Source organism: Pseudomonas sp. CC6-YY-74 (assembly GCF_002025205.1).
GTDB classification, from domain to species: Bacteria; Pseudomonadota; Gammaproteobacteria; order Pseudomonadales; family Pseudomonadaceae; genus Aquipseudomonas; species Aquipseudomonas paeninsulae.
Genome location: NZ_CP019947.1, coordinates 4,931,313 through 4,945,298, shown reverse-complemented (window position 1 = coordinate 4,945,298; position 13,986 = coordinate 4,931,313). Strand labels below are relative to the sequence as shown.

The 13,986-nt window shown below is 60.0% G+C and carries 11 protein-coding genes and 1 pseudogene; 2 read left to right on the top strand and 10 right to left on the bottom strand.

The window, feature by feature from the left end:
- Positions 1-156: 156 nt before the first annotated feature.
- A pseudogene (rlmE, locus tag B2D37_RS22490) lies at positions 157-779 on the bottom strand (23S rRNA (uridine(2552)-2'-O)-methyltransferase RlmE).
- A 103-nt stretch (positions 780-882) separates the two neighbouring features.
- Here rlmE and yhbY point away from each other — a divergent pair.
- Positions 883-1,194, top strand: a complete 312-nt coding sequence (gene yhbY, locus B2D37_RS22485; RefSeq protein ID WP_079204770.1) for a ribosome assembly RNA-binding protein YhbY — start codon at positions 883-885, stop codon at positions 1,192-1,194.
- 44 nt (positions 1,195-1,238) lie between these two features.
- Here yhbY and B2D37_RS22480 read toward each other — a convergent pair whose 3' ends face one another.
- From B2D37_RS22480 to grpE, 8 genes are all read right to left on the bottom strand, one after another.
- Complete coding sequence (locus B2D37_RS22480) at positions 1,239-1,673, bottom strand: DUF4149 domain-containing protein (protein ID WP_079204769.1); 435 nt, start codon at positions 1,671-1,673, stop codon at positions 1,239-1,241.
- Positions 1,651-2,127: a transcription elongation factor GreA gene (gene greA, locus B2D37_RS22475; protein ID WP_079204768.1), complete on the bottom strand. Its 477-nt coding sequence runs from the start codon at positions 2,125-2,127 to the stop codon at positions 1,651-1,653. The genes B2D37_RS22480 and greA overlap by 23 nt, the downstream gene beginning before the upstream one ends.
- Positions 2,124-5,345: a carbamoyl-phosphate synthase large subunit gene (gene carB, locus B2D37_RS22470; RefSeq protein ID WP_079204767.1), complete on the bottom strand. Its 3,222-nt coding sequence runs from the start codon at positions 5,343-5,345 to the stop codon at positions 2,124-2,126. The genes greA and carB overlap by 4 nt, the downstream gene beginning before the upstream one ends.
- A gap of 173 nt (positions 5,346-5,518) precedes the next feature.
- Complete coding sequence (gene carA / locus B2D37_RS22465) at positions 5,519-6,667, bottom strand: glutamine-hydrolyzing carbamoyl-phosphate synthase small subunit (RefSeq protein ID WP_079204766.1); 1,149 nt, start codon at positions 6,665-6,667, stop codon at positions 5,519-5,521.
- 209 nt (positions 6,668-6,876) lie between these two features.
- The gene (gene dapB / locus B2D37_RS22460) at positions 6,877-7,680 is read right to left on the bottom strand and encodes a 4-hydroxy-tetrahydrodipicolinate reductase (RefSeq protein WP_079204765.1); all 804 of its coding nucleotides are present in this window, start codon (positions 7,678-7,680) and stop codon (positions 6,877-6,879) included.
- A gap of 95 nt (positions 7,681-7,775) precedes the next feature.
- Complete coding sequence (dnaJ, locus tag B2D37_RS22455; protein WP_079204764.1) at positions 7,776-8,903, bottom strand: molecular chaperone DnaJ; 1,128 nt, start codon at positions 8,901-8,903, stop codon at positions 7,776-7,778.
- 122 nt (positions 8,904-9,025) lie between these two features.
- Entirely contained in the window at positions 9,026-10,942 is a 1,917-nt protein-coding gene (gene dnaK / locus B2D37_RS22450; protein WP_079204763.1) for a molecular chaperone DnaK, read from the bottom strand.
- A gap of 99 nt (positions 10,943-11,041) precedes the next feature.
- Positions 11,042-11,611 (bottom strand): nucleotide exchange factor GrpE, encoded by a 570-nt coding sequence (grpE, locus tag B2D37_RS22445; RefSeq protein ID WP_079204762.1) that lies wholly within the window; start codon positions 11,609-11,611, stop codon positions 11,042-11,044.
- A 155-nt stretch (positions 11,612-11,766) separates the two neighbouring features.
- On the opposite strand from grpE, the gene recN reads away from it, so the two are divergent.
- Positions 11,767-13,440, top strand: coding sequence for a DNA repair protein RecN (recN, locus tag B2D37_RS22440; RefSeq protein ID WP_079204761.1), 1,674 nt, complete (start codon positions 11,767-11,769; stop codon positions 13,438-13,440).
- A gap of 62 nt (positions 13,441-13,502) precedes the next feature.
- Here the strand turns inward: recN and fur are convergent, their stop codons facing one another.
- A complete protein-coding gene (gene fur / locus B2D37_RS22435; protein WP_079204760.1) occupies positions 13,503-13,907 on the bottom strand; it encodes a ferric iron uptake transcriptional regulator in 405 nt (134 codons plus the stop codon).
- Positions 13,908-13,986: the final 79 nt, after the last annotated feature.

Genomic DNA, 13,986 nt, shown 5'->3' with positions numbered 1-13,986 from the left:
CGCACTTCGCATGACGACCAGTTATGTACCGATCTAACTTACTACACTACGCCCGCACCTGGCAGGCGCCGTCTGTAACCCTTTATTTTAGGCGCCCATAAGCTCGCAGCACCCATATGACATAGGACTGGCACGCCAGCCCTTGGTTGCATCCATCTAGCCGCCACGAAAGCTACGTCCGAGCATGTATTGCTCACGCGATCGATCACGCGAAGACAAGGGCTTGCGCATCTGTACCTTGTCGAACATTTCGCGCACCTGTTTATGGTAATGGTCGAAACCTTCGCCCTGGAAAATCTTGATCAGGAAATCTCCACCCGGACGCAGTACCCGCCCTGCCAAGTCCAGCGCCAATTCGCACAGGTACATGGCACGCGCTTGATCGGCAGTCCTTACTCCACTCATATTGGGGCCATATCGGAAATCACAAGGTCTACCGGATTACCGCCAATCGCTTCGAGGATCTGCGCGAACACCGCATCGTCCGTGAAATCGCCCTGAATGAAGGTGACATCAGGGATGCTGTCCATTTCTAGAATATCGGAGGCGATCAGGGTTCCCTTGTCGCCAATCAGCCGACTGGTGACCTGCGACCACCCTCCTGGCGCAGCCCCCAGATCAACCACCGTGATACCCGGGCGCAGGATACGATCCTTTTCCTGAACCTCCAGTAGCTTGTAGCTGGCGCGCGAGCGATAGCCATCCTTCTGCGCCATTTTGACGTAAGGGTCATCGAAATGTTCTTTCAGCCAACGCTGGCTGGTCTTGGAACGGGCCACGCAATACCTCGAATTGTGCAGAGCATGAATATCTGGGCGGCGACCAAGGCGCTCGGGTAAACTGATCGCCGTTTTTTACCAGATTAAATGCAGGAATCAGATTATGCCGCTCACTCAAGAGCAGAAGAAACAATTCAAATCTATCGGCCACCACCTGAAACCCGTATTGATCGTGGCTGACAATGGTTTGACCGAAGGCGTGCTGGCCGAACTGGAGCGCGCCCTGAGCGACCATGAACTGATAAAGGTGCAATTGCGCATCGTCGAGCGCGAAAGCCGCCTTACCGCCATTAACCAGCTGTGCAAAGCCGGCCATGCCGACCTGGTGCAGGTCATCGGCAAGATGGCACTGATCTACCGCAAGAATCCCACGGCCAATAAAAACCTGTCCAACGTCCATCGCCATCACGGCTGATAGCCTCAAGCTGCACGCTTCTTGCCTTACTTGAAGTCTGCAGCTTATCGCTTGCCGCTGCCGGGCACCGACTGCAGCACCAGCAGCAAACCGCAAAACGCCATTACCAGGTAGCTGAACAACAGCCAGAGCCCGCCGCCAGACCAGAAATGGCGCACGCCAAAGTAACTGGCTGCCATCACCAGCACCGTCAACAGCAATTGCCCGCGAATATCGCGCCACAGGCTGGCCAAACGCTCGGCACGGATCAGCACCAGAATCTGCAACCCCGCACAAAACCCCGCCAGACCCACCAATAGCGGACGAACGGCGTTGGCGATTTCCTCGACCAGCAACGGCGCCAAGCCCAGCTTGGCGATCGCCGGCAACAGCAGAAAATGCAACAACCACAGACCACCGACCCAGAGGGTCTGGGCCAGCAGCCAGCTTATCGCCCCAGCATTGAACGTGCCGGGCCTAGATATGACGAACCTCGACAATCTCGTACTCGACGATGCCACTGGGGGTCTTGACCACCACCACATCGCCTTCCTCCTTACCGACCAGCGCGCGTGCGATAGGCGAACCCACCGACAGCTTGCCGTGCCGGATATCGGCTTCGTCTGCACCAACGATCTGATAGGTCACGCTTTCGTCGGTTTCGACGTTGGCGATCACCACAGTGGTGCCGAATATCACCTTACCCGTGTGGGCGATGGTCGTAACATCAATGACCACGGCGTTCTGCATGCGGCCTTCGATATCACGAATACGCGCCTCGACCATGCCCTGCTGCTCACGGGCGGCATGGTATTCGGCGTTTTCCTTGAGGTCACCCAGCTCACGCGCGGTGCCGATGTCCTGACTGAGCTTGGGCCGCATCACCTTGGTCAGGTGAGCCAGCTCCTCTTCCAAGGCGCGTGCGCCCTGGACGGTCATTGGGTATTTAGTCATGCCTTGATTCCTGCATGGAGATCTTGCAAACGGCGCACCGTTTTTTCTGGACCGAACTTGAGCGCCTCACAAATCGCCTCACCGGCGGCCAGTGTGGTGGTGCAGCAGATTCGATGCTGCAGCGCATTACGCCGAATGGAATAGGAGTCAGCGATCGACTGACGACCCTCGGTGGTGTTGATGATCAACGTGACTTCGTCATTCTTGATCATGTCGACCACATGGGGACGCCCCTCGGTCACCTTGTTCACCCGGCGTACCGGCAAGCCAGCCGCCTCGATGACCTTGGCGGTCCCCGACGTGGCAACCACGTCAAACCCCAGCTCGATCAGATTACGCGCCAACTCTGCCACCAGCGGCTTGTCGTCATCGCGCACGCTGATAAAGGCGCAGCCACTATTGGGCAGGATTTCACTGGCGCCCAACTGGGCCTTGGCAAATGCCTCACCGAAGGTATCGCCGACGCCCATCACTTCACCGGTCGACTTCATTTCCGGGCCGAGGATAGGGTCGACACCAGGAAACTTGGAGAAGGGGAATACTGCTTCCTTGACGCTGTAGAAGTTCGGAATGATTTCGTCGGTGAAACCGACTTCAGCCAGGGTCTTGCCGGCCATCACCCGAGCACCCAACATCGCCAGGGAGATGCCGATGCACTTGGAGACGAACGGCACGGTGCGCGAGGCGCGCGGGTTGACTTCGATGACGAAGATATCCTCGCCCTGCACCGCCATCTGCACGTTCATCAGGCCGATCACGCCGAGCTCCAGGGCCATTTTCTTGACCTGGTCGCGGATCTCGTCCTGGATATGCGCCGGCAGCGAATACGGCGGCAACGAACAAGCCGAGTCACCGGAGTGCACGCCTGCCTGCTCGATATGCTGCATGATCGCGCCGATCACCACGGTTTCACCGTCGCTAATGGCATCGATATCGACTTCGATGGCGCAGTTGAGGAAGTGATCGAGCAGCACCGGGCTGTCATTCGACACTTTCACCGCTTCGCGCATGTAGCGCTTGAGCTCTTCTTCCTGGTAGACGATTTCCATCGCCCGACCGCCCAACACATAAGACGGACGCACCACCAGCGGATAACCGATGACCTTGGACGCCGCCAGGGCCTCGTCTTCACTGCGCGCCGTGGCATTGGCCGGCTGGCGCAAGCCCAGACGCTGAACCATCTGCTGGAAACGCTCGCGGTCTTCGGCGCGGTCGATGGCCTCGGGGCTGGTACCGATGATCGGCACGCCGGCCTCTTCCAGCGCACGACAGATTTTCAGCGGGGTCTGCCCACCGTACTGCACGATCACACCCTTGGGCTGTTCGACCCGGACGATTTCCAGCACGTCCTCCAGGGTGACCGGCTCGAAATACAGGCGGTCGGAGGTGTCGTAGTCAGTGGAGACGGTTTCCGGGTTGCAGTTGACCATGATGGTCTCGTAACCGTCTTCGCGCAGCGCCAATGCGGCGTGCACGCAGCAGTAGTCGAACTCGATGCCCTGACCGATACGGTTCGGTCCGCCACCGAGAATCATGATCTTGTCGCGACTCGACGGCGCCGCCTCGCACTCTTCCTCGTAGGTCGAATACATGTAGGCGGTGTCGCTGGCGAACTCGGCGGCGCAGGTGTCGACGCGCTTGTACACCGGCAACACTTTCAGCTTGTGGCGGTGGCTGCGCAGGCTTTTTTCGGAGACGCCGAGCAGCTTGGCCAGACGGATGTCGGAGAAACCCTTGCGCTTGAGCTTGTACATCAGATCGCGATCGATGCTGGCAAGACCCAGGGTCTTGATCTTTTCCTCGTCCTTGACTAGGTCCTCGATCTGCACCAGGAACCACTCGTCGATGCGGGTCAGCTCGAACACTTCGGCAACGGTCTTGCCGGCACGGAAGGCGTCAGCCAGATACCAGATGCGATCGGCACCCGGCACGGTCAGCTCGCGCTTGAGGGTGCTTTCTGCATCCGGGTCGTTCGGATCGAGCATCGGATCGAAACCGGAAACCCCGACTTCCAGGCCGCGCAGGGCTTTCTGCATGGACTCCTGGAAGGTGCGACCAATGGCCATGACTTCACCGACGGACTTCATCTGGGTGGTCAGGCGGGCATCGGCCTTGGGAAACTTCTCGAAGGCGAAACGCGGGATCTTGGTCACAACATAGTCGATGGCCGGCTCGAAGGACGCCGGGGTACGGCCACCGGTGATGTCGTTGGACAGCTCATCGAGGGTGTAACCCACCGCCAACTTGGCGGCGATCCTGGCGATCGGAAAACCGGTAGCCTTGGAGGCCAGCGCCGAGGAACGCGATACCCGCGGGTTCATCTCGATCACCACCATGCGCCCAGTGTCCGGGCAGATGCCGAACTGCACGTTGGAGCCGCCGGTTTCCACGCCGATCTCACGCAGCACCGCCAGGGAGGCGTTACGCAGGATCTGGTATTCCTTGTCGGTCAGGGTTTGTGCCGGAGCCACGGTGATCGAGTCGCCGGTGTGCACACCCATCGGATCGAAGTTCTCGATGGCGCAGACGATGATGCAGTTGTCCTTCTTGTCGCGGACCACCTCCATCTCGTATTCCTTCCAACCGATCAGCGACTCGTCGATCAGCAGTTCGCTGGTCGGTGACAAATCGATACCGCGGGCGCAGATTTCCTCGAACTCTTCCCGGTTGTAGGCGATGCCGCCGCCAGTGCCGCCCATGGTGAAGGACGGACGAATGATGCAGGGGAAGCCGACCTTCTCGAGTACGACGTAGGCTTCTTCCATGTTATGGGCGATGCCGGAAATCGGGCAGGCCAGACCGATGTCTTTCATCGCCTTGTCGAAACGCGAACGGTCTTCGGCCTTGTCGATGGTGTCGGCGTTGGCACCGATCATTTCCACACCGAATTTTTCCAGAATGCCGTGCTTTTCCAGATCCAGCGCGCAGTTCAGCGCGGTCTGCCCGCCCATGGTTGGCAGCAGGGCGTCCGGGCGCTCCTTCTCGATGATCTTGGCCACGGTCGACCATTTGATCGGCTCGATGTAGGTGGCGTCGGCCATGGCCGGGTCGGTCATGATGGTGGCGGGGTTGGAGTTCACCAGGATGACGCGGTAGCCCTCTTCTCTCAAAGCCTTGCAGGCCTGGGCACCGGAATAGTCGAACTCGCAGGCCTGGCCGATAACGATCGGGCCAGCACCGAGGATCAGGATGCTTTTAATGTCTGTACGTTTTGGCATGTTATCTACTCGAATCCTTGGGTCAGTCGGCGAGTCATCTTGAGGGTTACTGCGCACCGCCTGGGCGGCGTTGCGCGGCACTCACTGCCTCGCCGTACTGCATGTACTGTCTCGTCGTTGCGTTCCGGGCGCCTGGCCCAGACGCCGCTCGCTACACTCTCCAGACGACTCGTCTATTGCCGCTTGGCCATCGCTTCAATGAAGCGATCAAACAGTGGCGCCACATCGGCTGGGCCGGGACTTGCTTCGGGGTGACCCTGGAAACTGAAGGCGTCCTTGTCGGTACGCTCGATGCCCTGCAGGGAGCCGTCGAACAACGACTTGTGAATCGCCCGGACGTTGCTCGGCAGGCTGGTTTCATCCACGGCAAAACCGTGGTTCTGGCTGGTGATCATCACCACGCCGCTGTCCAAGTCCTGCACCGGGTGGTTGGCACCGTGGTGACCATGACCCATTTTCAGAGTCTTGGCACCGGAGGCCAAAGCCAGCAACTGGTGACCGAGGCAGATACCGAATAGCGGAATATCGGTTTCCAGCACGTCCTGGATCGCCTGGATCGCGTAGTCGCAAGGCTCGGGGTCACCCGGGCCGTTGGACAGGAACACGCCATCGGGATTCAGCGCCAATACCTCGGCAGCAGACGTCTGCGCCGGCACCACGGTCAGGCGACAGCCGCGCTCGACCAGCATGCGCAGGATGTTCCATTTGACCCCGTAGTCATAGGCCACCACGTGGTACTTCAACTCGCTGGCGGGGATCTCCAGGTGGTTGTCACCTTGCAGATTCCACACGGTGGAGCGCCACTCGTAGGGTTCGGTACAGCTGACCACCTTGGCCAGATCCATGCCCTTGAGGCCGGGGAAACTGCGCGCCAGTTCCACGGCTTTCTCTGCGGTGGCGTCGTCGCCGACCAGAATGCAGCCGTTCTGCGAACCCTTCTCACGGAGGATGCGGGTCAGGCGACGGGTATCGATGCCGGCGATGGCCACCGTACCGTTTTCCTTCAGGTACTCATCCAACGGCTGTTTGCTGCGCCAGTTACTGGCGATCAGCGGCAGATCGCGGATGATCAAACCGGCAGCCCAGACCCGACTGGACTCGGCGTCTTCCGGCGTGGTGCCGGTGTTGCCGATGTGCGGATAGGTCAGGGTAACGATTTGCTGGGCATAGGAAGGATCGGTGAGGATTTCCTGATAGCCAGTCATGGCGGTGTTGAAAACCACCTCTCCAATAGTTTGGCCATCGGCGCCGATGGCCTCGCCGCGAAAAATGCTGCCATCGGCAAGGGCCAAGATGGCAGGTTTAAGGGCTGGCTTACTCAAGAAAACCTCCGTAGATCAAAGCTTGAAGCAAACGCAGATTGTAAAAAAGCGGGATGACGTACCGACCGTCATCCCGCTTTCTTATATGATTCATTCTGCGCAACTTTTAGTGGACACACTAAAGCGGGCAGCCTACAGGAAAGTGCCTTTTTGGTCCACTGGCAGATGCGATTTACTCCTAGCCTGACCAGCAACCCCGACGAACTGCATCAATTCAAGCCCAGCACATCCTGCATGTCGTACAACGCAGGCTCGCGCCCCTGCAGCCATGCCGCCGAACGCACCGCGCCTTTGGCGAAGGTCATGCGGCTTGAGGCTTTATGGGTGATTTCCACGCGCTCGCCATCGGCGGCGAACAGTACCGTGTGATCGCCAACCACATCGCCAGCCCTTACCGTGGCAAAGCCAATGGTTTCGCGGGCGCGGGCGCCGGTTTGGCCTTCACGGCCGTAGACCGCGACCTTTTGCAGGTCACGCCCCAGGGCATTGGCCACCACTTCACCCATGCGCAAAGCGGTGCCAGATGGCGCATCGACCTTGTGCCGGTGATGGGCCTCGATGATCTCGATGTCCACCTCGTCCCCGAGCACCCGTGCCGCGGTATCCAGCAGTTTCAGGCACAGGTTGACCCCGACGCTGAAGTTGGCGGCAAAGACGATGGGGATCTGCTTGCCAGCATCGGCCAGCAGCTGTTTTTCCTCGACACTGAAGCCGGTGGTGCCGATCACCATGGCCTTGCCTGCCTGCCGGCAAATTTCCAGGTTGCTCAGGGTCACCGACGGGTGCGTGAAATCGATCAGCACATCGAACTGATCCAGCACCTCACTCAAACTGCCCGATAGCCTGACACCGATCTTGCCCAACGCCGTCAACTCGCCAGCATCGGCACCCACCAGGCTGCTGTCGGCACGATCAATCGCCGCAGTCAGGCTGACGCCATCGGCCTGCTGCACGGCCTCGATCAGGGTCTTGCCCATGCGCCCAGCGGCGCCCATCACTGCTATTCGTTGCATGACACTCGCTCCACGCTATAAGCCTCAAGCCGCGAGCCGGAGCGCAAGCCCTCTTGCAGCCTGTCACTTACCGCCTGCGGCTGTTGGCCGTTTATTCACACATCGCCGAAGAAACGCTTCACACCCTCGAACCAGCCACTGGCCTTCGGCGAATGCCGGGTATCGCCCTGTAGCGTCTTGCGAAACTCGTCGAGCAGTTCGCGCTGACGCCGATCCAGACTGATTGGCGTCTCTACCGCCACCCGGCACATCAGGTCGCCGGCACCGCCACCGCGCACCGGCGCCACGCCCTTACCGCGCAGACGGAACAGCTTGCCGGTCTGGGTGCCTTCTGGAATCTTCAGCTTGACCCGGCCATCCAGGGTCGGCACTTCCAGTTCGCCGCCCAGCGCCGCATCGGCGAAGCTGATTGGCACCTCGCAGTACAGATGCTTGCCATCGCGCTGGAAGATCGAGTGCTCGCGCACATTGACCACCACATACAGGTCGCCTGCCGGGCCACCCATAGCGCCCGCCTCGCCTTCGCCGGACAGACGAATGCGATCACCGGTATCGACACCCGGTGGAACTTTCACCGACAGGGTCTTGTGCTCTTCCACCCGGCCATGCCCATGGCAGGAGCCGCACGGATCGGTAATCATCTTGCCGTTGCCATGGCAGCGCGGACAGGTCTGCTGCACCGAGAAGAAGCCCTGTTGCATGCGCACCTGACCGATACCGCCGCAGGTGGTACAGGTCACCGGAGACGTGCCCTTCTTCGCCCCGGAGCCTTCGCAGATCTTGCAATTGACCAGGGTCGGCACACGGATGTTGACCGAGGTACCGCGCACCGCCTCTTCCAGATCCAGCTCCAGGGTGTAGCGCAGGTCGCTGCCACGCTGGGCGCCGCCACGCTGACCACCACGACCGCCAGCACCACCAAAGAAGTCGCTGAACACATCGCCGAAGATATCGGAAAAGTTTGCCCCGCCCGGACCTCCGCCGCCGCCCATCTGCGGATCGACACCGGCATGACCGTACTGGTCGTAGGCCGCGCGTTTGCCGGCATCGGACAATACTTCGTAGGCCTCGTTGGCATCCTTGAACATATCTTCCGACGCTTTATCGTCGGGATTGCGGTCCGGGTGATGCTTCATCGCCAGGCGCCGGTAAGCCTTTTTCAGCTCCGCTTCGCTGGCGCCGCGCTCGACACCGAGCACCTCGTAATAGTCACGTTTTGCCATAAGTCTTCAACACCTTTAAATCGTCTACTCCAGACACGCCAACGCGGGAGCAAGCTCCCGCGCGGCGAATCATGCCTGGCGCGACTCGCGTCACGCCCGGCCAGAGCGGCATAAGCTCGCGCTTATTTGTTTTCCTTGACCTCTTCAAACTCCGCGTCGACCACATCGTCGCCCGCGCTTTGAGTGTCATCTGCCTGCTGAGCATCAGCGCCAGGCTGTGGCTGCTCGGCATACATCTTCTGCGCCAACGGAGTAGTGGCTTCGGAGAGGGCATTGATCTTGGCTTCGATAGCGGCCTTGTCATCACCCTTGATCGCTACTTCCAGTTCGCCCAGCGCTTTTTCGATGGCGGCTTTCTCGTCCGCGGTGGCTTTATCGCCTGCCTCGGTGACCATCTTGCGCGAGGCGTGGACCAGCTGATCACCCTGGTTACGGGCAGTGGCCAGCTCTTCGAACTTGCGATCGTCCTCGGCGTTGGCCTCGGCGTCACGCACCATCTGCTCGATTTCTTCCTCGGACAGACCGGAGTTGGCCTTGATCACAATGGACTGCGTCTTACCGGTGGCCTTGTCCTTCGCGCCGACATGCAGAATGCCGTTGGCGTCGATATCGAAGGTCACTTCGATCTGCGGCACACCACGTGGTGCTGGTGGGATCTCGGCCAGATCGAACTTGCCCAAGGACTTGTTCTGCGAAGCTTGCTTACGCTCACCCTGCAGCACGTGAATGGTCACCGCGCCCTGGTTGTCGTCGGCAGTGGAGAACACCTGGGACTTCTTGGTCGGAATAGTGGTGTTCTTCTCGATCAGCGCAGTCATCACGCCACCCATGGTTTCGATACCCAGGGTCAGCGGCGATACGTCGAGCAGCAGTACGTCTTTCACGTCGCCGGCCAGTACCGCGCCCTGGATAGCAGCACCCATGGCTACGGCTTCATCCGGATTGACGTCCTTGCGCGCTTCCTTGCCGAAGAAATCGGTTACCAGCTTCTGCACCAGCGGCATACGGGTCTGACCACCGACCAGAATCACGTCGTTGATCTTGGCCACGTCGATACCGGCGTCTTTCAAGGCGATGCGGCACGGCTCGATAGTGCGCTGCACCAGGTCTTCAACCAGCGACTCCAGCTTGGCGCGCGAAATCTTCACGTTCAAGTGCTTGGGGCCGGTGGCATCTGCTGTGATATACGGCAGGTTGACGTCGGTCTGCTGGCTGGACGACAGCTCGATCTTGGCTTTCTCAGAGGCTTCTTTCAGGCGCTGCATGGCCAACGGGTCACCCTTGAGGTTCATCCCGCTTTCTTTCTTGAATTCGTCGACCAGGTAATCGATCAGACGGATGTCGAAGTCTTCACCGCCGAGGAAGGTGTCGCCGTTGGTGGCCAACACTTCGAACTGGTGCTCGCCATCGACTTCAGCGATCTCGATCACGGAAACGTCGAAAGTACCGCCGCCCAGGTCATAAACGATCACGGTGTGATCGCCCTTGGCCTTGTCCATGCCGTAGGCCAGTGCCGCAGCGGTTGGCTCGTTGATGATGCGCTTGACGTCCAGACCGGCGATGCGACCGGCGTCCTTGGTGGCCTGACGCTGGCTGTCATTGAAATAGGCCGGCACGGTGATCACCGCCTCGGTAACTGGCTCGCCGAGATAGTCTTCGGCGGTCTTCTTCATCTTCTTGAGGATTTCCGCGGAGATCTGTGGCGGCGCCATCTTCTGGCCGTTCACTTCAACCCAGGCGTCACCGTTGTCAGCCTTGACGATCTTGTACGGCACCATCTGGATGTCTTTCTGCACGACGTCTTCTTCGAAACGACGACCGATCAGGCGCTTCACCGCGTACAGGGTGTTGTGCGGATTGGTCACAGCCTGGCGCTTGGCCGACTGACCGACGAGAATTTCACCGTCGTTGGCATACGCAACGATCGACGGCGTGGTGCGAGTGCCTTCGGCGTTCTCGATGACCTTGACGTTGCCGTTTTCCAGAATGGAGACGCACGAGTTGGTGGTCCCCAGGTCGATACCGATAATTCTGCCCATCATCATTCTCCTGAAACTTTGATAATTCCGCCGCTGCGCCGTGTCAGCCGCGGTAGCACTAAAACGCTTGACTCATAAATGGGGGCTGATCGCCGAATTTCAAGCCTGCTCATCGATGGACGGCGGTGCTTCGGCCGGCGCCTTGCTGACCACCACCATCGCTGGACGCAACAGTCGACCGTTGAGCAAATAGCCCTTCTGAAACACCTTGAGCACGCTGTTCGGCTCTACATGGGTGCTGTCCTGCATGGCCATGGCCTGGTGGTGCTCCGGATTGAACGGCGCACCGTGCGGGTCGATGGCTTCCAACTGATAGCGTTTGAGGGTGTCGTGGAACAGTTTGAGCGTCAGTTCCATGCCCTCGCGCACCGCCTTGATCGCCTCGTCATCCGGGCTCGACAACTCGAGACCGCGCTCCAGACTGTCGACGACCGGCAACAGGTCATTGGCGAATTTTTCCAAGGCGAACTTGTGCGCCTTCTCTACATCCTGCTCGGCGCGACGACGTACGTTCTGCAGGTCCGCCGACATGCGTAGGGCCTGATCCTGAGCGGCAGCCAGCTCTTCCTCCAGCACCTGGATGCGCGCGTCCAACTGATCGCTCGAGTCCATTTCGGCACCAGGTGCAGCTTCTGGCAGCTGGGTATCGCGGGTCTGTTCGTCAGCCATGCGTTTCTCCTCTAAAAATTCGACGCAAGTCTAAACTTGCGCGTCTGCCGCCTATATGGGGACAAATTCTGCAGCTTCAAGTGCTGCACAAGGATTGCCAGCCAAGAAACAAACACTGTATAAATATACACACCTAAGCCTTGGGAGGCCTCGCCATGCTGGTGCACCTGTCCGTACACAACTACGCCATCGTTGAACATCTCGACCTAGAGCTGGATAGCGGCATGAGCGTAATCAGCGGCGAAACCGGCGCTGGCAAATCGATCATGCTCGACGCCCTCGGCCTGTGCCTGGGGGATCGCGCCGACAGCGGCGTGGTGCGTCCCGGCGCCGACAAGGCGGACATCCTGGCCAGTTTCGACCTTGCCGACATCCCCGAAGCCCGCACCTGGCTGGCCGAACGCGACCTGGATAACGACGGCCCGTGCATCCTGCGGCGCGTGATCACCGCCGAAGGCCGCTCGCGCGGCTACATCAATGGCGCGCCCTGCCCCCAGGGCGACCTCAAGGCCATCGGCGAGCTGCTGATCGACATCCACAGCCAGCACGAACACCAGTCCCTGCTCAAGGCCGAAACCCACCGCCGCCTGCTCGACGAATACGCCGGCAGCCAGGAACTGGCGCGCCAGGTGCAACTGGCGGCACAGCGCTGGAAACAGACCAAGAATGAGCTGCAGCGCCTGTCCAGCCTCGGCGACGAGCAGCGTTCACGCCATCAGCTGCTCAGCTACCAACTGGAAGAACTGGATAGCCTGGCCCTGGGTGAAAATGAACTGGTACAGCTGGAGCAGGAACACAAGAACCTGACCAATGCCGAAAGCCTGCTCAGCGCCTGCCGCCTAGTGATCGAACAGTGCAGCGAAAATGACGCCGGCAATGTGCTCTCGACACTGACCGGCAGCCTCAACCGCCTGGGCGCCTTTCAGGGCCAGCCGAGCGCCTTGAGCGAAGCGACCAACCTGCTGGCCAGTGCGCAAATCCAGGTGGAGGAAGCGGTCGGCGAGCTCAATCGCTTCCTCGACCATTTCGACGCCGACCCCGAGCGCCTGCAGCAGATGGAAGAGCGCCTGGATGCAATCTATACCCTGGCGCGCAAGCACCGGATTCAGCCCGGCGAGCTGATTGCCATGCAGCAGCAACTGTTCGATGAGCTGGAAAGCCTCAACGCCGACGACCAGGCCGCCGAACGCCTGAATGATGAACTGGCCGCCTTCGAGCGCCACTACCAGGAAAAGGCCGGCGAACTCAGCGCCCTGCGCCACCGCGCGGCCAGCGAACTGGCCACAGCGGTAGAACTGGAAATGCAGAATCTGGGCATGCCGGGAGGGCGTTTCAGCATCACGCTGAGCGCTAACAACAGCGGCGAACCACAGCCAAACGGCCTCGAACAGCTGGAATTCCTGGTCAGTGCCAACCCCGGGCAACCGCTCAAGACCCTGGCCAAAGTCGCGTCTGGCGGCGAGTTGTCACGCATCAGTCTGGCGATCCAGGTGATCACCGCGCAAACCTCTCGGGTGCCAACCCTGGTGTTCGACGAAGTCGACGTCGGCATTGGCGGCCCGACCGCCGAAGTGGTCGGGCAACTGTTGCGCCGTCTCGGCGAGCGCGGCCAAGTGCTGGCCGTCACTCACCTGCCTCAAGTGGCCGCCCAGGGCCATCAGCACCTGTTCGTACACAAGGTGCGCGGCAGCGATGCGACCCACACGGCCGTGAGCAAGCTGGATAGACATCAGCGCGTCGAGGAAATCGCCCGCATGCTGGGCGGCGTCGACCTGACCGAGGAATCCTTGGCCCATGCCCGGCAGATGGTCGGCAGCGCCGAGGCTTAACGAGCTTCTGAAACAACAAAGGCGACCCGAGGGTCGCCTTTGTGCATGAGGCGCTTGTGCGCTTACTTCTTTTTGCGCACGTAGAGTACTAGGTTGTGATCGACCATCTCGAAGCCGTGCTCTTGAACGATCGCCCTCTGGCGCTTCTCGATTTCAGCATCGAAGAACTCGATCACCTCACCCGAATCGACACAGACCATGTGGTCGTGATGACCACCATCGGCCAACTCGAACACGGCATGACCACCATCGAAGTTATGGCGCACCACCAACCCTGCAGCCTCGAACTGGGTCAGCACGCGGTACACGGTGGCCAGGCCGACGTCTTCGCCCGCCTCCATTAGGGCCTTGTAAACATCCTCTGCACTCATGTGACGCTGCTCGGCGGAATCGAGCATCTGCAGAATCTTGACCCGCGGCAGGGTCACTTTCAGGCCAGCTTTGCGTAGTTCGCTATTTTCAACCATGGTCTGCTTTCTCGCGGAAGCGGCTTCGCAGCTTCCTTTATTGCGGGTATGATCGGGGTTTACGTTGCCCAGCCAAGAT

Bases quoted from the DNA above. Each gene is read 5' to 3' on its own strand.
- grpE (WP_079204762.1), bottom strand. From the start codon at position 11,611: ATGGCTGACGAACAGACCCGCGATACCCAGCTGCCAGAAGCTGCACCT.
- recN (WP_079204761.1), top strand. From the start codon at position 11,767: ATGCTGGTGCACCTGTCCGTACACAACTACGCCATCGTTGAACATCTC.
- fur (WP_079204760.1), bottom strand. From the start codon at position 13,907: ATGGTTGAAAATAGCGAACTACGCAAAGCTGGCCTGAAAGTGACCCTG.
- carB (WP_079204767.1), bottom strand. From the start codon at position 5,345: ATGCCAAAACGTACAGACATTAAAAGCATCCTGATCCTCGGTGCTGGC.
- dapB (WP_079204765.1), bottom strand. From the start codon at position 7,680: ATGCAACGAATAGCAGTGATGGGCGCCGCTGGGCGCATGGGCAAGACC.
- dnaK (WP_079204763.1), bottom strand. From the start codon at position 10,942: ATGGGCAGAATTATCGGTATCGACCTGGGGACCACCAACTCGTGCGTC.
- greA (WP_079204768.1), bottom strand. From the start codon at position 2,127: ATGACTAAATACCCAATGACCGTCCAGGGCGCACGCGCCTTGGAAGAG.
- dnaJ (WP_079204764.1), bottom strand. From the start codon at position 8,903: ATGGCAAAACGTGACTATTACGAGGTGCTCGGTGTCGAGCGCGGCGCC.
- yhbY (WP_079204770.1), top strand. From the start codon at position 883: ATGCCGCTCACTCAAGAGCAGAAGAAACAATTCAAATCTATCGGCCAC.